The organism is Arthrobacter sp. FW306-2-2C-D06B, assembly GCF_021789175.1.
Taxonomy (GTDB): domain Bacteria; phylum Actinomycetota; class Actinomycetes; order Actinomycetales; family Micrococcaceae; genus Arthrobacter.
Genome location: NZ_CP084560.1, coordinates 47,723 through 63,995, shown reverse-complemented (window position 1 = coordinate 63,995; position 16,273 = coordinate 47,723). Strand labels below are relative to the sequence as shown.

Genomic DNA, 16,273 nt, shown 5'->3' with positions numbered 1-16,273 from the left:
ATATACCGCCTTAAGCGCGAACGCTCGCTCACAAGAGTGAGCGAGCGTCGGCGGAAAAGGCCCTAAAAGTGAGCGAGGGTTAGACGGTGCGGACGACGTCCTCGTACGCGAACTTCGGCTTGGCTTCGCCGAAGGCGTCCGGACCCGGGTGGCCGATGTTGACCACGAGGAAGCTCTTCTGGTCGCCAGCAGGGAAGAATTCGGCATCGATCGCAGCGAAGTCGGCACCGGTCATCGGGCCGGCAGCGAAGCCGAGGGAGCGGACGGCGAGGATGAAGTAGCCGGCCTGCAGGTGGGCGTTGTTGTTGCCCGTGGTTGCGGTGAACTCAGGGTTGGCGTCGTACATGGCCTTCGGGGCGGAGTAGACCGGGAGGAACTTGTCCCACTGTTCGTGCCAGGCGGTGTCATACGAGAGGACGGCGACCAGCGGAGCAGAGGCGGTCTTGGCCTTGTTTCCCGGGGAGAGGGTCTCGACGAGCTTGGCGCGGGCCTCGTCCGAGCGGACATAGGTGACGCGCAACGGCTGGGAGTTGAACGCCGTCGGGCCGAACTTGGTCAGTTCATAGATGGCCTGTGCCTGCTCCTCGGAGACCTCGCCGGCAAAGGAGTTGGCGGTGCGGGCTTCGGCAAAGATGGCGTCGACTGCTGCGGCGTCAATCACTGCTTCTTCGTGGGCGATCGTCATTCGCGTACCTTTCGCTGTGCCCGCAGCCGTGGACGGCCGGGCGCTTATGCTTTCCATGGTTGCAACTTCAACTTCCCCTCGCCTCTTCCCGTGAAGCCACGTGACGTTCCACACACAGGAATCGGCAGGCCGTCCGGACGGTAAGGTTGCACCCGGACAATCACAACTTTCAGGGAAGGCTCCCGTCGATGAGCATGCTCGGAACCAAATGGAAGCTGCACGGCAACGGCAAGACGATCCGGCCGGGACACGTGGTGGCACCCGAGGAGCGGCTGGCGTGGCCGTTGACCATCGGCGTCGGCCTGCAGCACGTCGTCGCAATGTTCGGAGCCACCTTCCTGGTGCCCATCATCACGGGCATGCCACCGGCCACCACACTGCTCTTTTCCGGCATCGGCACGCTATTGTTCCTGGTCATCACGAAGGGCCGCGTACCCAGCTACCTTGGTTCCAGCTTTGCCTTCATCGCCCCCATCCTGGCGTCCCAGCAGCAGTTCGGCGTTCCCGGCGCGCTGGGCGGCGTGGTGCTTGCCGGCGTCGTACTGGCGCTTGTCGGCGCGGTGGTGCAGAAGTTCGGCGCTGAGTGGATCAACCGGACCATGCCGCCTATTGTCACGGGCGCAATCGTGGCCCTGATCGGCCTGAACTTGGCGCCAGCCGCTAAGGCGAACTTCGATAAGGCCCCGGTCACCGCCCTCGTGACGCTGGTGACGATCATCCTGGTGAGCGTCCTCTTCCGCGGCATTCTGGGCCGTCTGAGCATCCTGGTGGGCGTGGTGGTGGGTTACCTCACCGCCATGACACGCGGCGAGGTGGACTACTCCAAGATGGACTCGGCCTCGTGGATCGGCCTGCCGCACTTCCAGACTCCCGAATTCCACCTCGGCGTCGTGGGCCTGTTCGTCCCGGTTGTCCTGGTGCTCGTGGCCGAGAACGTGGGGCACGTGAAGTCCGTGGCGGCGATGACCGGACGAAACCTCGACGACGTCTCCGGCCGCGCGTTGATGGCCGACGGCGTCGCGACTGTCCTCGCCGGATTCGGCGGCGGCTCCGGCACCACGACGTATGCCGAGAACATCGGCGTCATGGCGGCCACGAAGGTCTACTCGACGGCGGCCTATTGGGTTGCCGGCGCCTTTGCCATCCTGCTGAGCTTCTCGCCCAAGTTCGGCGAACTGATTGCCACCGTTCCCCCCGGCGTGCTGGGCGGTGCCGCGACGATGCTCTACGGGATGATCGGCGTCCTGGGCGTGAAGATCTGGGTGCAGAACAAGGTCAACTTCTCCAACCCCATCAACCTGACCACTGCCGCGGTTGCTTTGATTATCGGGATCGCGGATTACACGTGGACCATCGGCGAACTGAAGTTCACGGGCATCGCACTGGGCTCGGCCGCTGCCTTGGTGGTCTACCACGGCATGAAGGGTCTCGCTCGTTGGCGCGGGACGGTTGCCGAGCCGGAGATGGAACCCTAGCCTCTCGACTTTGTGTACGGATCGTGTCCCCTAAGCGCACGTTTAAAGGACACGATCTGTACAGACTCCATTGCCGGCTATGAGAGGCGCGTGCGGACAATCTCGCTGAGCGCCTTGCCGTCGAAGCGGCCGCCGACCTTTTCGGTGACCGGCTTCATGACATAACCCATGTGCATCAGGCTCAGCTCCACGCCGCCGGCCTTGAGCGAGGCGATGACCTCGTCAACGATGGACTCAACTTCCCCTACGGCCAGTGGTTCCGGCAGATAGGCCTCGATTACCTCGGCATCCGCGATCTCCGTAGCAGCACGCTCGGACTCTCCGGCCTCCTCGTAAAGCCTGGCGACCTCGTGATATTCGGAAGCCTCCTTCTGCAACATGGCGGTGATCTGGGCGTCGTCAAGCTGGATCGGCGTCTGGCCGGCTTTCTCACGGGTGTCAATCTCGCTGAGGACGTTGCGTGTGGCGTTCAGGGCGATGCGGTTGCCATCCTTCATGTGGCTGACGACGTCTGCGTGCAGCCGCTCCTTCAAGGTGGACATGGTGTGCTCCTCGATTCGATGGTGCCGTACTGGCCGGCTGCCAGCCCGGCAGGCGGTGACGGCGTCCCGGGCGGGGTCGTCGCATCGTAGGTGCATGGCAGAGGTCAGAGCCATGCTTTGTACGTTAATTATCTGCCCGGTGAGGCCGAGTAACCCACAATCAAACTCTGAGCATGCCCCCTCTCGGCACTCAGGAATGGGCATATTCGCACTATGTCCACTCCTCGCATCCACCGGGGGGCATGTCCCTTGGTGGACGGGAGCTTAGACCCCTTCGAGCACCTGGCTCGTGGCCCATGCGAGGTATTTGGCCGCGTTCGCCACGGCGTCCGCGGCGTCTGGCACTCCATCCCGGCGCTGCGCGACGTCGAGCAGCTGCGCCGCCGCCACCACACCGTGGCCGGCTAGTTCCTCGGGGGTCACCAGGATCCTGCCGGCCACCACGATCACCGGAATGCCTTGGCCGTGTGCCGAATCGGCCAGAGCGATGGGTGCCTTGCCCGTCAGCGACTGCGAGTCCATGGATCCTTCGCCGGTGATCACCAGGTCCGCGCCATCGAGCTGCTCGGGCAGCCCCGTCAGTCCCGCCACGAGTGCGAACCCGCCTTCCAGCGTCGCTTGAGTGAAGGCCAGGAACGACGCCGGAAATCCGCCAGCCGCCCCGGCTCCGGGAACGTTGACGTCCTGTCCGACCACTGCCCGCAGCAGGGAAGCCCAGTTACGCAGGCCGGCGTCGAGCAGTTCCACCGCGTCTTCGTCCGCACCCTTTTGCGGACCGAAAACATGCGCGGCGCCGTCGCTGCCAAAGAGGGGGTTCTGGACGTCGACGGCGATCCGGAACCTCACTGCGGTCAGGCGCGGATCAAGCCCGGAGACGTCGAGGGAGACGACGTCGGCGAGCGAGCCACCGCCGAGCGGAACCACGTTTCCGGCCGCGTCCAAGGGCTTCAGCCCGAGAGCACGCAAGGCGCCGCTGCCGCCGTCGGACATCGCGGAACCGCCCACGCCGAGCACAATCTCGGTGGCTCCGGCGTCGAGGGCCGCGGCGATCAGCTGGCCACAACCGTAGCTGTGGGCGCGCAAGGCGTTTTCCGGCGTCGGATCCATGTGTGCCAATCCGGACGCCTGCGCAGTTTCGATCACCGCAGTGGCTCCGCCGAAGGCATTTTGCCGGATGGCCCACGCGGCGCCCACCGGCTTGAGAATTGGACCGACCACGGCATTGATCCGCTCTTCATAGCCTGCCGCCACGGCTGCCTCCAGCGTTCCTTCACCACCGTCGGCGATGGGAAACTGCGTCACCACGGCATCCGGATAGACGCGCAGTGCCCCTTCGGCCATCGCCGAAGCCGCTTCGGCGGCGGTGAGGGAACCTTTGAACTTGTCCGGGGCAATCAGGATGCGCATGCTCCCATCCTGCCAGCGGGGCTAAGCTTTTCGCAGATTCGTGCGTGGAGATGTCGAAAACAGCCCACGCCGTTCGTATAGAGGGTGAGACGCAGGCAAGGTGCCGGCGCCACATCCCAAGGAGGAACAGTCATGTCACGCTATCTGCTCAGCATCTACCAGCCCGACGGCCCCGCCCCGGAACCCGAAGTCCTCAACAAAATCATGGCCGATCTTGACGTTCTGAACCAGGAAATGCGCGACGCCGGCGCCTGGGTTTTCACGGGCGGCCTGCACCCGGCCAGCACCTCCACAGTGGTGCGTGTGAACGACGGCGAAGTACTCACCACGGACGGCCCCTTCGCAGAGGCCAAGGAACATGTGGGCGGCCTGTGGGTGATCGAAGCCCCGGACCTGGATGTTGCACTCGGTTGGGGACGCAAGGCCGCCCAAGCCACCACGCTGCCTATCGAGGTGCGGCCGTTCGCAGGCTACCGGGAATAGTTTCCCCATGGTCCATATTTCGGAGATCGGGAACATATTCCGCAAAGAGTATGGACGCTCCGTGGCTGTCCTGGTCCGCGTTTTGGGCAGCATCGAAGCCGCCGAAGACGCGGTCCAGGACGCCTTCGCCGAGGCCGTGGCCCGTTGGCCCGACGCCGGGCTGCCGCCAAGCCCGGCCGGCTGGATCATTACCACCGCCCGCAACCGCGCCATCGACCGGCTCCGCCGCGAGGCCTCCGGCAGGGAGAAACTCGCTCAGGCTGCCCTCCTGCACGGCGATGAAAACCGCGATGAAAGCAGCGATGAACCCGAAGGAATCGAGGTGGACGCCGTGGAAGACGACCGGCTTCGCCTGATCTTTACGTGCTGCCACCCCGCCATCAACCGGGCCGCGCAAGTCGCCCTGACGCTCAAGCTCCTTTGCGGGCTCAGCACCGCCGAAATCGCGCACGCCTTCCTGGTCCCCGAGCCAACCATGGCCCAGCGCCTCGTGCGGGCCAAAGGCAAGATCCGTGACGCCCATATCCCCTACCGGGTACCGAGCGGGGCCGAGCTGCCCGAGCGCTTGAAGTCGGTCCTGGCCGTGGTCTACCTGGTCTTCAACGAGGGCTACGCGGCAAGCTCGGGAGCGGGACTGGTGCGCGAAGACCTCTGCCGCGAGGCCTTGCGCCTGGGCCGTCTCATCGTGGAACTCATGCCTGATGAGCCGGAAGCCAAAGGGCTCCTGGCCCTCATGCTCCTGCTGAATGCCCGCCGCGCAGCACGGACAACTTCCGACGGCGGCCTCGTTCTCCTCGCGGACCAGGACCGCAGCCTCTGGGACCGGGACCAAATAGCGGAAGGGCAGTCGTTGGTGCGGCAATGCCTGAAGCGGAACCAGCCCGGACCGTACCAATTGCAAGCTGCCATCAACGCGGTGCACAGCGATGCCGCACAGCCCGCGAACACGGATTGGCGCCAAATCCTGGCGTTGTACGGGCAACTCCTGGCAATGGCGCCGACACCGGTGGTCGCCTTGAACCGGGCCGTGGCACTCGCGGAGGTGGAAGGGCCCGCCGCGGGGCTTGCCGCCGTCGACGTCCTTGAACTAGGCAACTACTACCTGTTCCACGCCGTGCGGGCCGATCTGCTCCGGCGCCTCGGCCGCAACACAGAGGCTGTCGCCGCTTACCGGGCCGCGCAGGAGCGCACGGATAACGACGCGGAGCGAGACTTCCTGGAGGGGCGCGTTTGGGTGCTCACCACCACTGGCCCCGGCCTTGCAGCACCGACTTCAGACGATCCGCGCGGTCCGTGACCAGGCCGTCCACGCCCATGTCCAGCAGCCTGGCCATCTCGGTGGAATCGTTGACCGTCCAGACGTGAACCTGCAGCCCAAGCCGATGCGCGCGCCGCAGGAAACCGGGCGTCACTACCGTCAGGGGGCCGTAGCGGACGGGTACCTGGAGGGCATCGACGTCATGCAGGATCTTCCGTAGCCATCCTTCCGGAACAAGCGGTCCCAGAAGGGCAAAGGCGGCGTTGCACACGATGCCCGCCGAAGATGCCGTTCGACGGCGGAGCAAGCGCAGGACCGCGCGGCGCCTGCGGTCGGAAAAGCTCGCGATCAGCACCCGGTCATGGGCATCGAGTTGGTCGATGACTCCGGCGAGGGGTTTGACGGTATGCCAATCCTTGACGTCGACGTTCAGCCGCGCCTCGGGGAATTCCGTCAGGACGTCTGCCAAGCGGGGAATTGCTTCGCGGCCGCCAATCCGCGCCTTGGCAATCTCGGCAGCGCTGAGGCTGGAGATGGGGCCGTGGGCATCTGTGACACGGTCGAGGGTGTCGTCGTGAAAAAGGAGCACCACGCCGTCGGCAGTGGTGCGGGCATCGGTTTCAAGGTGCGTGAAGCCAAGCTCAAGCGCGGCCCTGAATGCCGCGGCCGTGTTCTCAAGGCCATCCGGCGAAAAACCGCGGTGCGCGAAGGCAAGCGGAGCGGATTGTCCGTCCGGGCGACTGAAGAAGGGCAAATGCGGGCTCACACGGGTAGCGTAACCCGGCTGTGCCGCGCGCGACCCCGTCAGGATTCCTGCGGGACGATCTCTACGCCGTCGCCGCAGTGCACCAGCGTGCGGCCGCGACCGCCGTCGAGGTTTACCCAGACCACACTGTGGTCGCTCGAAACGGCGTCCACCTGGCCGGGGTTCTCAAACCCGGGCGCGAGCTTGACTCTCACCCGGTCTCCGCGTCGCAACTGCTTCCAATGTTCGGCCGGCACTGCGCGGCGAACGGGGGCCTCGGGCCACCCCGTCGTCTTTCTCTTGGCCATCATGTCCCCTGTGATCGGCATCTAAATATGGCAAGAGCCTACGGGGAGTAGTTGAACGGCAGTTGGACTGAAGCTGTGTAATGGGTGAGCGCTCCCAACTAGCCAGCAATTGTTGTCGTTTAGAGGCCTGAAAACGACGTTAACTGTTAGCTAGTTGGGAGCGCCCGGCGGAAACTGGACCTTAGATGATGGCTGCGCGGAGTTGTTTCGCGGCAAGGGCGGGGTCGTCTGCGCCGTAGATGGAACCACCAACGACGGCGACATCCGCTCCGGCGCGCTGGACGGCTCCGATGGTGGACAGGTTCACGCCGCCGGCGACGGAGAACGGCACGCGGGCCTCCTCGCCGGCGCTCAGCAAGACGTCCAGGTTGTAGCCCGGCTTTGCCTGCTCGTCGAGGCCGGCGTGGAACTCGATGAACTTGGCACCGAGGGCGCGGGCTTCCTTCGCTCGGGTCACTTTGTCCGAGACTCCGATCAGGTCCACCACGATGCCCTTGTTGTGTGCCTTGGCCGCCTTGACTGCACCGGCGATGGTGGAGTCGTCCGCGCCGCCGAGCACTGAGACGAGGTCTGCGCCGGCCTTGAAAGCGATGTCGGCTTCGAGTTCGCCGGCATCCATGGTCTTGAGGTCGGCGAACACGATCTTGTCCGGGTGGGCTTCCTTGAGTGCGGTCACGGCCGAAAGACCTTCGCTTTTCACGAGCGGGGTGCCGAGTTCGATGATGTCAACGTATTCGGCCACTTTGCCGGCGATTTCGAGGGCAGCTTCGGTGGTGAGGACGTCGATGGCGACTTGCAGCTTCATGGTGGGGATCTCTTTCCGTCGTTGGTTGTGGTGTTGGTGCGGTGGATATCAGGGCCTATTCGAGGTTGGCGTGGCGGAGCCAGAGTTCCTCGGCCGGGGTTGCGTCGTTGTCCCACAGGGTCTGGAAGACGGCTTCGGCAGCGAGGAAGAGTACCTGCTCGAACAGGCTGCCGGAGTACTGGCGGGACAGTGTGGATCCGTGGTCCGTCTTTTGCGCCGCAGGAATGATGACGACGACGTCGGCCAGTTCCGCGAGCGGGGAGGTTGCGTTCGTGGTGTACACGGCGATCCTGGCGCCGGCTTTGGAAGCCGTCTCGGCAGCCCGCACGACGCCGGAAGTCGTCCCGGAGCCAGAGGCAAGCAGCAGGAGGTCGCCCGAACGGATGGCCGGCGTCGTGGTGTCCCCTGCGATGTGCACGGCGAATCCGAGGTGCATCAGCCGCATCGCGGCCATCCGCAGGACAAGGCCGCTGCGGCCGGCTCCTGCAACGAAGATCCTTCCCGTGGCCGAGTTCCCAGCGATCTGGACTTCCGTGGCCAGGCGGGACAGCTGCCCCAGGTCAACTTCAGCGGCCGTTTCTGCGATCTCGCTGCCCACGAGGGCCAGGCTTAGCTCGACATCCACGCTTGGCTGGGCATCCGAGGCGGCGTGGAACGTCTCTGTGGTGGTGGTCATGCGTTATCTCCTGCTCAGGTGAATCCTCCGTCTGAGTCAATCGTTCTGGATTGAACGGATAGGTGTAACGCTAAGCATGGGCAGTGTTGGCTACCCGTTTGGGTAGTATGCGCAAGACGTGAGCCGCTAAAGTGGCGGGATGACTCCCAGCACGTGGACGCTCCTCGAAGCAATTGCCGCACTAGCGAACGCCCCGTTGATGAGCATCGCCGAACGGCTTCGTGAAGCAGCATTGCCCTATGTGGGCAGCAGCGCGCTGGTCATTTTCACCGAGGACTGCACTGGCCGGCCCCAGAAGAAGGCCGGGGCGGAAGCCATCATCAGCCGCGTCTCCATTCCTGAACTGGACCAGTTGCGCTCCCATGTTGCGGAAGGCGAGGCTTGGCAGGGAGACGCGATCATCGCCGGAGGCCGGCTTCCCGTTCTTTCCTTGACGTCCGAGACCAATGCGCTGCTGGCCCTGACGGAGCCGGTCCTGCCCAAGGAACCGCTGGAGCGGGAGTCGGCGCTGCGGGTGCTCGACTATCTGTGGCAACTCACGGCACGGCGCATCCAGGAGAAGGTGGCGGACGCGCCGCCGTCGTACCTCTTGGAATCCCGGGCGGCGTCCGCCGAGCGGCTCCGCGTCACTGCCGAACTCGTGGACAGGCATTCCACCACGCTCGAGACGATGTTGGCGGCGCTACGATCAAGCTCCCTCGACGACGCCGCGGCCCGCAAGGCCGTCACGGATCTTGCCGCGACCTCGCTCGTCAATCTGCGGACCTTGAGCGACCGCACATCGGATCTCGTAGAAGAGCCTGTGGCCACGGCGTTTGAAAGGCTGCGGGAGGACCTGCGGCCACTCATGCACTTCAGCGGACTCGACGTCCAGTTCATCGAACCGCCGGTGAACGGGCGCGCCTTGCCCGGCGAAGTCGCGCACGCTGCCCGGGCGATCGTGCGGGGTCTGGTACTGGCCATCGTGGACCAGCCTGCGGTGAGGCGCGTCCGGGTGCAGTGGGATTGCGACGGCGTGAACCTGCTCATCAATGTGCGAGACGACGGCCTGGGTGAACTGACTGCGGATTCGCCCAACATTGCGCGGCTCAACAGCAGAGTGGCAGCGCTGGACGGCCGAATGAACATCGAGGTCATGGCCGGCTGGGGAGCGGACGTGCAGGTGGTCATGCCGCTGGACCCGCCATCAGCCCCCGTGGGCGATATCGGTGGATGGGGCCTGGCCGAGCGCGAAATGGAAGTTCTTCAACTGTTGGCGGCCGGACAGCGCAACCGAGCCATCTCCGCCAAGCTACACATCAGCGAAAACACCGTTAAATTCCATGTCAGGAATATCTTCAGGAAACTCGGCGTAGGTTCACGAACAGAAGCCATTGCCTTGGCGCACAGCCACGGGCTGCGGGCGCCGAGCTAGCGGCCGGTGCGCAGCGGCCAGGGAACCCAGGGCTGCCTAGACCCGCAGGGAAGCGAGCTTTGCCTCGAGGATCTGGGCCACGCCGTCGTCGTCGAAATGGGGTGCTTGCTGGCCGGCTGCGCTGATCGCCTCCGGATGGCCGCTGGCCATCGCGTAACCGTCGCCCGCCCAACGCAGCATCTCGACGTCGTTGGGCATGTCGCCGAAAGCCACCACGTCAGCAGCCTCGATGCCCCGGGACGCCGCATATTCAGCGAGTGTGACGGCTTTGTTGATACCGAGCGCCGACATTTCCAAGAGCGCGGTCCGCGGCGCCGAGTGGGTGGTTTCCACCAGATGCGCGACGGCAGGCTGCACCGTTGCCAGGAAATCATCCGGGGTGCCGCTCCGCGTCACCGCAAGGAACTTCACGACGGCGTCGTCCGCGGTCAGCGTTTCGTCCAACCAAGCAGGGGTGAACTCGGCCAGGAGCTCGCTGGTTTCGTTCTCGATGAACCCGGGCTCGAGATGGAATCCGGTCAGGGTTTCGGTCGCGAACAAGGCGTCGGGTCGGAGCTGCTTGATGATCCGGCGGGCCTCCAGCACGGACTCGATGCTCAAGGCATTGGCCGAAATCAGCTTGTCAGCTTCAAGATCCCACACCACTGCCCCATTTGAACAAATCACGATGCCGCTGTGCCCGATTTGCTCCCGGAGGGGGTAGAGCCAGCGCGGCGGCCGCCCTGTCACGAACACCACCTCGATGCCCGCGTCACGGCAGGCATGGAAAGCGCGGATCGTGCGGCTGCTGATCTTGCCGTCATGGCCAAGGATGGTGCCGTCAATGTCACTTGCTACGAGCCGCATTATGTCAGTCTACGTGGGACGGCCGACACGGAAGTCGCCCCCAAGCTAGCGCCGCTCGAAGTGGCCCGTGATGACGGCCCTGCCCAAGGTGTGGGCTGCCAGCTTGCGGACGAGGGCTTCCGTGGAGGCACCGGCTTCGAGACCCAGCTCTTCGACGTCGACGGCATGCACGGCCACGATGTACCGATGCGGGCCATGCCCAGGCGGAGGCGCCGCACCTAGGTAACCGGGGAACCCGCCGTCGTTCTTGAGTTGAAACGCGCCCGCCGGCAGGTGCGAGCCGCCCTGAACGCCGGCACCAGCCGGCAAGGAGTTCGTACCGGCGGCTATGTTGACCACGGCCCAGTGCCAGTAGCCACCGGCCCTGGGTGCATCGGGGTCGAAGACTGTGACGACGTAGCCCTTGGTTCCCGCCGGGGCTCCATTCCAGCTCAGTTCCGGGGATTCGTCCTTGCCGCCCGCCACGCCGAAGCGCTTGCTGGTCTGGGCGCTGCTGAGTACGTCACCATCCTTGAACGACTTGCTGGTGACATCGAAGGACGGGACCTGTGGAAGGTCGGCGTAGCTCATGGCTGCCTTTCGACGCCTACCCCGGACTCCGGGACGCCCAAGGCGTTGAGTTCGGCCCGGGTGGGCGGGTTCGCGCCCGGCCGGGAAACCGTGATTGCGGCGGCTCGCGCCGCATGGTTGAGGATCCCTTCAAGCACTTCGGCGGGCATGGCGTGCAGCTCTTCCCGGTTTTGGGCCCCTGCCAGTCCGCGGTCAACGATCCCCGAGAGCAGCGCGGCCATGAAGGAATCGCCGGCACCCACCGTATCCGCCACCTCTACCTTCGGGGCGTCCACCTGGGCCTCGCCCGCGGCCGTGACGCCCCAGGGGCCGTCTGCGCCTCGCGTGACGACCACGACGGCGGGTCCCCCACTGCCGCCCAGGGCCAGCCAGCGCCGGGCCGATTCCAAGACGTCGACGCCGGGATAGAGCCACTCAAGGTCCTCGTCGGAGGCCTTGACCACGTCGGCAAGCGCCACGAAACGCTCCACTTGGGCTCGCGCATAGTCGCGATCCTTGATGATGCTGGGCCGGCAGTTGGGATCGAAGCTAACGGTCGCATTCGGATGGGCATGCTCGACGGCGGCAAGGACATCCGCTGCGCCCGGCTCCAACATGGTGGCAATCGAGCCCGTGTGCAGGAGTGATGTCCCCTGAAGCATGAAGGGGAGGCGCGCTGCGAGGCCGGGAAGCTCCCAGGCGAGGTCGAAGGTGTAGCTGGCAGCGCCGTCGTCGTCGATCAGGGCCGTGGCCACGCTGGTGGGACTCTCGTCGGGCGGTAGCGGAACCATGACGGAACTGGAGCGCAGATGCGCAGCTATCGATTCCCCGTAAGCGTCCTTCCCGAAACGGCCGATGAACTGGACTGCATGGTCCAGCCTGGCCAGCCCAACGGCGACGTTGAGCGGACTTCCGCCCACGTGGGCGTCGACTCCCGAGGAACGCTGGACGACATCAACCAACGCTTCACCTATCACTGTCAGCATGGGACAACTCTGCCACGCGGATGTGGTGTACGTCTTGCGATGACAGCCGGTGACTTTGTCGGCAATCCGTCACGCCAGCAGCCGCTGTACCAACTCCCGGCACTTCTTGTACGCAACGGCCCTAGGGTCGATCAGGTCGAAATGGTCGCCGGGCACTTTGAGGAACTGGGCCGCTCCGCCGGAAGCGGTGGCTGCGGCAACATAAGCCTCGGACTGGCTGCACGGGACATCCTCGTCCGATGCGGCGTGGACCGCGAAGACCGGAACGGCGATAGGCAGCGACCTCATGGGGTCCGCGTAGATATGCCGTTTGGGGTATCTCACCGAGTCGCCACCCATGAGGTTGTCAACGGCGCCGTTGCTCAGGTTGAGCCGCTCGGCGTCCGCCAGGTTCAACAGTCCGGATTGGCTCACGACGCCGGTCAGCCGCACTGCCGCGCCGTTCTCATGCCGATGGAGCTGCCGATCGGCGTCGGGGGCACCGATTTTGGAGAGCTTTTCCCGCCCCGCTGCCCAAACTGCGAGATGGCCCCCTGCGGAGTGTCCCAGCGCCACCACTTTGTTCAAGTTGAGTTCATGCTTGCCGGCAATCTCGCCCAGATGGTCGATCCCGTCGAGGACATCTTCGAACGTATGCGGCCAGCCGCCACCGTTTCCGGCCCTCCGGTATTCAAGGTTCCAGGCAGAAATTCCGTGCGCAGCGAGGTCCCTGGCAATCGGCTCACCGAGTTCCGCGCCGTACTGGGAGCGCCAATAGCCCCCGTGGATCACCACCACCACTCCGTCGGGTCGAGTGCGGTGTGGCTGCAGCGAATCTGGTACGAACAGCTCGCCCCATTGGCTGGAGTGCTGGCCGTAGTAGTACTTGTGCCGCTTCATCGTGTCCTCCTTTGTGCCGAGCCTATCGCGGAGGAGCGCCGCGGAGCGGGAGCCATGGTCTAAGGAGCAACGCGGAGCCTTCCTGAAGCCACCGCCCGAGCGTACCCTCAGGGGTGAAGCGCCACCCTCGCTTCACTCCCGTGTTTTTTGCGGGAACGCTTCTTTACCCGGAGGTGATTTCAATGATCCGTCGTATCTCCGCGTCGGTTCTTGTGGCATTGATTTTGAGCGTGCTGGCTGTGGCTTCGCCGGCTTCGGCGGCAAACCCGCCTGGAACAGGAAAGCCCAATCAGTCCTGTCAATCCCTCGAACCGAACACGCCCGGCAACGCCGCCAACAGCCCAGGATCTCCCTTCAACGAGCCGGGCATCAACAGCATCAACGGCGGCGTGGGAGGACAGCATTACTCCCCCACTTCCCAATACGACGTTGCCTGCTTCCAGGTGTCTCAGCGATAACGCCGGCGCGTCCTCCTCCTAGCGAGGTACAAGGCTGATCCCGAATTGCTGGCGCGTCCGGCTCCGCTTCACTGTCGGTCCTCCCCCGTAAGCTGGAGGCATGGCTAGCAATTGGGACAGCTTGGATCCTCAGCTGCGCGAATCAGTACAGGCGAACGTGGAGCTTTACGAGCGCGTCCGTCCTGCCCTGAAACTCGTCACCCGCGACGTCCTGTTGACCCTGCGGGACATGCTCAAAAACAGCGAGTCCGTGCCCCTCTTCGTCACGGGACGCACCAAGACGGTCGAATCTTTCCGGGAAAAGATTTCCCGCACCGAGGTGCCCTTGGAGGGGGGTCCACGGGTCCTGAAGTTCCCGGACCCGTTCCGGACCCTGAACGACATGGTGGGGCTGCGCGTCATCACCAAGCTTCCGGCCGAGAACGCCGCGGTTGCCAACCTGATCAAGCGCCAGCGCCAGCTTTTCGATTGCCGTGGCGACCTTGAGAAGGACATCGGCTCCATCGAATCCGGCACCTACGGATACTCGAGCCGCCATCTTATCCTCCGCACCATCCAGAACGAGTCCGTGAAGGCGTACCAACAGGTCTTCAATCCGGACATTCAGCCGAATGGCAGCTACTTCTTCGAATGCCAGATCCGTACGGTTTTTGCGCACGCCTGGAGCGAGATAGAACACGACATCCGCTTCAAGGCCGAGGATCCGCGCGCCTGGACGCCGCATTTCGACCGCCAGTTCACTGCCACGGCGGCAATGCTGGAAACCGTGGAGAGCGCCTTCGCAGACCTCCACGAACGCTATGAGGAAGTCCGCGGCTACTGGGATCTCGAGGGCGAGGGTTCCATGCCCCTCACGCCCAACCGTGTGCGTGACGTGTGGCGGACGCTGCTTCCCCACGTTGACCGTAAAGTTGATGACGACTGGGGTTGGGCTGCCGAGCTTCTTGCGGCCCATGGACTGAACAAGACCGTGGAACTCGCCGGACTCCTCAGCGCCAACCGGATCACCGAGGTCCGCAAAGCCCTGGACCACCGTTACTCCCCTGGACCGGACCGCCTCCTGGATGACCTCCTGCTGTGGCAGTACGGCACTGAACACATCGACCTCACCGCTGAGGCGCCCGACGTCGTCCCCCACCCCCGGCGGGACAGCCTCCAGCGGCGTCTCAAGCAGATTGAGCGGTACCGCCTGACCAACAGCTAAGGACCCATGACACCCGAGCAGCTCCAGTCCCTCCGTTTCACCCTGCGCTCGCCCCGCAGGCTCAAGACGGAAGCATTGGCCGGCCTGGTGGTGGCGCTTGCGCTCATTCCCGAGGCCATCGCGTTCTCCGTCATCGCCGGGGTGGATCCACGGATCGGGCTCTTCGCGTCCTTCACCATGGGAGTCACCACCGCGATCGTGGGCGGCCGGCCCGCCATGATCTCCGCGGCCACCGGCGCCGTCGCGCTCGTCATTGCCCCAGTCATGAAGGAACACGGGCTCAACTACCTGATTGCCACGGTCATCCTCGCCGGGGCCTTCCAAATCGTCCTGGCTGTCCTGGGTGTCACGCGACTCATGCGCTTCATCCCGCGTTCGGTGATGATCGGATTCGTGAACGCCTTGGCCATTCTGGTGTTCATGGCCCAGTTGCCCGAGCTGATCGGCGTCCCTTGGATGGTCTACCCGATTGTTGCCATCGGGCTGCTGATCGTCTTCGGTTTGCCCAGAATCACGACGGCGGTGCCCGCACCTTTGGTGGCCGTCGTCGCCCTCACGATCATCACGACGCTGGCCGGAATCCGCGTCCCCACGGTGCATGACAAGGGCGAACTCCCCAACAGCCTTCCCGGTTTCTTCCTGCCCGACGTGCCTTTGACCTGGGAAACCTTCCAGACCATTGCTCCGTTCGCTTTGTCCATGGCGCTTGTGGGCCTGCTGGAGTCCCTCATGACTGCCAAGCTCGTGGACGACATCACAGACACCCGTTCCAACAAGACCCGGGTCTCATGGGGCCAAGGCATTGCCAACATCGTCACGGGTTTCCTGGGTGGCCTTGGCGGCTGCGCCGTGATTGGCCAGACCATGATCAATGTCAAGGGTTCGGGTGCCCGCAGCCGGCTGTCGACCTTCCTCGCCGGAGCTTTCCTGCTGGTGCTCGTGGTGGTGCTCGGGGACGTGGTGGGCATGATTCCCATGGCCGCTCTGGTGGCTGTGATGATCTTCGTTTCCCTCATCACGTTTGACTGGCACTCGATCCGGCCCGCGACGCTCAAGCGACTCCCGAAGTCCGAGACCGGCGTCATGCTCGTGACGGTGGCCGTGGTGGTGGCGACCCATAACCTTGCCATCGGGGTGGGAGCCGGCGTCCTCACGGCCATGGTGCTGTTTGCCCGCCGGGTGGCCCACTTCGCCACGGTGGAGCGAAGCGAAGTCGAGATCAACGGCCGGACCGTGGCGAGCTACACCGTGGACGGCGAGTTGTTCTTCGCTTCCTCCAACGACCTGTACACGCAGTTCGACTACGCGAAGGATTCCTCGGAGGGAATCGACCACGTGGTCATCGACCTGCACGCCTCGCATATTTGGGATGCTTCCACCGTTGCGGTGCTGGATTCAGTTACCGAGAAATACCGAAGGCACGGCCGGGAGGTGGAGCTGATAGGCCTCAACGCGGCAAGCGTACGGATGCGCGAGCGGCTCGCAGGCAAGCTCAACGCAGGCTAACGCCGCCGCCCCAACTAGCTCCGCCCCCCAACTAGCTCGCATTTGTT

At 64.5% G+C, this 16,273-nt stretch carries 18 protein-coding genes; 7 read left to right on the top strand and 11 right to left on the bottom strand.

Features of this window, described 5'->3' with window-relative positions; translation table 11 throughout:
- Nucleotides 1-79: 79 nt before the first annotated feature.
- Nucleotides 80-685: a malonic semialdehyde reductase gene (locus tag LFT47_RS00325; protein ID WP_236814036.1), complete on the bottom strand. Its 606-nt coding sequence runs from the start codon at nt 683-685 to the stop codon at nt 80-82.
- Nucleotides 686-873: 188 nt separating this feature from the next.
- On the opposite strand from LFT47_RS00325, the gene LFT47_RS00320 reads away from it, so the two are divergent.
- Complete coding sequence (locus LFT47_RS00320; protein ID WP_236814034.1) at nt 874-2,160, top strand: uracil-xanthine permease family protein; 1,287 nt, start codon at nt 874-876, stop codon at nt 2,158-2,160.
- A gap of 77 nt (nt 2,161-2,237) precedes the next feature.
- Here LFT47_RS00320 and LFT47_RS00315 read toward each other — a convergent pair whose 3' ends face one another.
- Both LFT47_RS00315 and LFT47_RS00310 read right to left on the bottom strand, forming a co-directional pair.
- Nucleotides 2,238-2,816 (bottom strand): GatB/YqeY domain-containing protein, encoded by a 579-nt coding sequence (locus LFT47_RS00315; RefSeq protein ID WP_336885424.1) that lies wholly within the window; start codon nt 2,814-2,816, stop codon nt 2,238-2,240.
- Nucleotides 2,817-2,966: 150 nt separating this feature from the next.
- Nucleotides 2,967-4,109, bottom strand: coding sequence for a glycerate kinase (locus LFT47_RS00310; protein ID WP_236814032.1), 1,143 nt, complete (start codon nt 4,107-4,109; stop codon nt 2,967-2,969).
- A 132-nt stretch (nt 4,110-4,241) separates the two neighbouring features.
- Between LFT47_RS00310 and LFT47_RS00305 the strand changes: the two genes are divergently transcribed.
- Together LFT47_RS00305 and LFT47_RS00300 are read left to right on the top strand one after the other, a co-directional pair.
- Entirely contained in the window at nt 4,242-4,592 is a 351-nt protein-coding gene (locus tag LFT47_RS00305; protein WP_234753028.1) for a YciI family protein, read from the top strand.
- Nucleotides 4,593-4,599: 7 nt separating this feature from the next.
- Nucleotides 4,600-5,889, top strand: coding sequence for an RNA polymerase sigma factor (locus LFT47_RS00300; protein WP_236814030.1), 1,290 nt, complete (start codon nt 4,600-4,602; stop codon nt 5,887-5,889).
- On the opposite strand, the gene LFT47_RS00295 is transcribed toward LFT47_RS00300, so the two are convergent.
- From LFT47_RS00295 to hxlB, 4 genes are all read right to left on the bottom strand, one after another.
- A complete protein-coding gene (locus LFT47_RS00295) occupies nt 5,831-6,616 on the bottom strand; it encodes a glycerophosphodiester phosphodiesterase (protein ID WP_236814028.1) in 786 nt (261 codons plus the stop codon). The two genes, LFT47_RS00300 and LFT47_RS00295, sit on opposite strands and share 59 nt — an antisense overlap.
- A 38-nt stretch (nt 6,617-6,654) precedes the next feature.
- Complete coding sequence (locus LFT47_RS00290; protein WP_236814027.1) at nt 6,655-6,924, bottom strand: hypothetical protein; 270 nt, start codon at nt 6,922-6,924, stop codon at nt 6,655-6,657.
- Nucleotides 6,925-7,084: 160 nt separating this feature from the next.
- Nucleotides 7,085-7,708: a 3-hexulose-6-phosphate synthase gene (gene hxlA, locus LFT47_RS00285; protein WP_236814024.1), complete on the bottom strand. Its 624-nt coding sequence runs from the start codon at nt 7,706-7,708 to the stop codon at nt 7,085-7,087.
- A gap of 55 nt (nt 7,709-7,763) precedes the next feature.
- The gene (gene hxlB / locus LFT47_RS00280) at nt 7,764-8,384 is read right to left on the bottom strand and encodes a 6-phospho-3-hexuloisomerase (protein ID WP_236814022.1); all 621 of its coding nucleotides are present in this window, start codon (nt 8,382-8,384) and stop codon (nt 7,764-7,766) included.
- Nucleotides 8,385-8,523: 139 nt separating this feature from the next.
- Between hxlB and LFT47_RS00275 the strand changes: the two genes are divergently transcribed.
- Nucleotides 8,524-9,798 carry a helix-turn-helix transcriptional regulator gene (locus LFT47_RS00275; protein WP_236814021.1) on the top strand — a complete coding sequence of 425 codons (1,275 nt, stop codon included), beginning with the start codon at nt 8,524-8,526 and terminating at the stop codon, nt 9,796-9,798.
- 36 nt (nt 9,799-9,834) lie between these two features.
- Here LFT47_RS00275 and LFT47_RS00270 read toward each other — a convergent pair whose 3' ends face one another.
- From LFT47_RS00270 to LFT47_RS00255, 4 genes are all read right to left on the bottom strand, one after another.
- Complete coding sequence (locus LFT47_RS00270) at nt 9,835-10,644, bottom strand: HAD family hydrolase (protein ID WP_236814019.1); 810 nt, start codon at nt 10,642-10,644, stop codon at nt 9,835-9,837.
- A gap of 45 nt (nt 10,645-10,689) precedes the next feature.
- The gene (locus LFT47_RS00265) at nt 10,690-11,214 is read right to left on the bottom strand and encodes a YbhB/YbcL family Raf kinase inhibitor-like protein (RefSeq protein ID WP_236814017.1); all 525 of its coding nucleotides are present in this window, start codon (nt 11,212-11,214) and stop codon (nt 10,690-10,692) included.
- Nucleotides 11,211-12,179 carry a carbohydrate kinase family protein gene (locus LFT47_RS00260; RefSeq protein WP_236814015.1) on the bottom strand — a complete coding sequence of 323 codons (969 nt, stop codon included), beginning with the start codon at nt 12,177-12,179 and terminating at the stop codon, nt 11,211-11,213. Before LFT47_RS00260 ends, LFT47_RS00265 begins: the two co-directional genes overlap by 4 nt.
- A 69-nt stretch (nt 12,180-12,248) precedes the next feature.
- Nucleotides 12,249-13,058, bottom strand: a complete 810-nt coding sequence (locus LFT47_RS00255) for an alpha/beta hydrolase (RefSeq protein ID WP_236814013.1) — start codon at nt 13,056-13,058, stop codon at nt 12,249-12,251.
- Nucleotides 13,059-13,198: 140 nt separating this feature from the next.
- Between LFT47_RS00255 and LFT47_RS00250 the strand changes: the two genes are divergently transcribed.
- From LFT47_RS00250 to LFT47_RS00240, 3 genes are all read left to right on the top strand, one after another.
- Nucleotides 13,199-13,516, top strand: a complete 318-nt coding sequence (locus LFT47_RS00250) for a hypothetical protein (protein WP_236814011.1) — start codon at nt 13,199-13,201, stop codon at nt 13,514-13,516.
- A gap of 100 nt (nt 13,517-13,616) precedes the next feature.
- Nucleotides 13,617-14,720 (top strand): GTP pyrophosphokinase, encoded by a 1,104-nt coding sequence (locus LFT47_RS00245; protein WP_236814009.1) that lies wholly within the window; start codon nt 13,617-13,619, stop codon nt 14,718-14,720.
- Nucleotides 14,721-14,726: 6 nt separating this feature from the next.
- Nucleotides 14,727-16,226 carry a SulP family inorganic anion transporter gene (locus LFT47_RS00240; protein ID WP_236814007.1) on the top strand — a complete coding sequence of 500 codons (1,500 nt, stop codon included), beginning with the start codon at nt 14,727-14,729 and terminating at the stop codon, nt 16,224-16,226.
- Nucleotides 16,227-16,273: the final 47 nt, after the last annotated feature.

Excerpts from the sequence above, each read along its gene's own strand:
- LFT47_RS00325 (WP_236814036.1), bottom strand. The coding sequence starts at position 685 with ATGACGATCGCCCACGAAGAAGCAGTGATTGACGCCGCAGCAGTCGAC.
- LFT47_RS00320 (WP_236814034.1), top strand. The coding sequence starts at position 874 with ATGAGCATGCTCGGAACCAAATGGAAGCTGCACGGCAACGGCAAGACG.
- LFT47_RS00315 (WP_336885424.1), bottom strand. The coding sequence starts at position 2,816 with ATGGCTCTGACCTCTGCCATGCACCTACGATGCGACGACCCCGCCCGG.
- LFT47_RS00310 (WP_236814032.1), bottom strand. The coding sequence starts at position 4,109 with ATGCGCATCCTGATTGCCCCGGACAAGTTCAAAGGTTCCCTCACCGCC.
- LFT47_RS00305 (WP_234753028.1), top strand. The coding sequence starts at position 4,242 with ATGTCACGCTATCTGCTCAGCATCTACCAGCCCGACGGCCCCGCCCCG.
- LFT47_RS00300 (WP_236814030.1), top strand. The coding sequence starts at position 4,600 with ATGGTCCATATTTCGGAGATCGGGAACATATTCCGCAAAGAGTATGGA.
- LFT47_RS00290 (WP_236814027.1), bottom strand. The coding sequence starts at position 6,924 with ATGCCGATCACAGGGGACATGATGGCCAAGAGAAAGACGACGGGGTGG.
- hxlA (WP_236814024.1), bottom strand. The coding sequence starts at position 7,708 with ATGAAGCTGCAAGTCGCCATCGACGTCCTCACCACCGAAGCTGCCCTC.
- hxlB (WP_236814022.1), bottom strand. The coding sequence starts at position 8,384 with ATGACCACCACCACAGAGACGTTCCACGCCGCCTCGGATGCCCAGCCA.
- LFT47_RS00275 (WP_236814021.1), top strand. The coding sequence starts at position 8,524 with ATGACTCCCAGCACGTGGACGCTCCTCGAAGCAATTGCCGCACTAGCG.
- LFT47_RS00270 (WP_236814019.1), bottom strand. The coding sequence starts at position 10,644 with ATGCGGCTCGTAGCAAGTGACATTGACGGCACCATCCTTGGCCATGAC.
- LFT47_RS00265 (WP_236814017.1), bottom strand. The coding sequence starts at position 11,214 with ATGAGCTACGCCGACCTTCCACAGGTCCCGTCCTTCGATGTCACCAGC.
- LFT47_RS00260 (WP_236814015.1), bottom strand. The coding sequence starts at position 12,179 with ATGCTGACAGTGATAGGTGAAGCGTTGGTTGATGTCGTCCAGCGTTCC.
- LFT47_RS00255 (WP_236814013.1), bottom strand. The coding sequence starts at position 13,058 with ATGAAGCGGCACAAGTACTACTACGGCCAGCACTCCAGCCAATGGGGC.
- LFT47_RS00245 (WP_236814009.1), top strand. The coding sequence starts at position 13,617 with ATGGCTAGCAATTGGGACAGCTTGGATCCTCAGCTGCGCGAATCAGTA.
- LFT47_RS00240 (WP_236814007.1), top strand. The coding sequence starts at position 14,727 with ATGACACCCGAGCAGCTCCAGTCCCTCCGTTTCACCCTGCGCTCGCCC.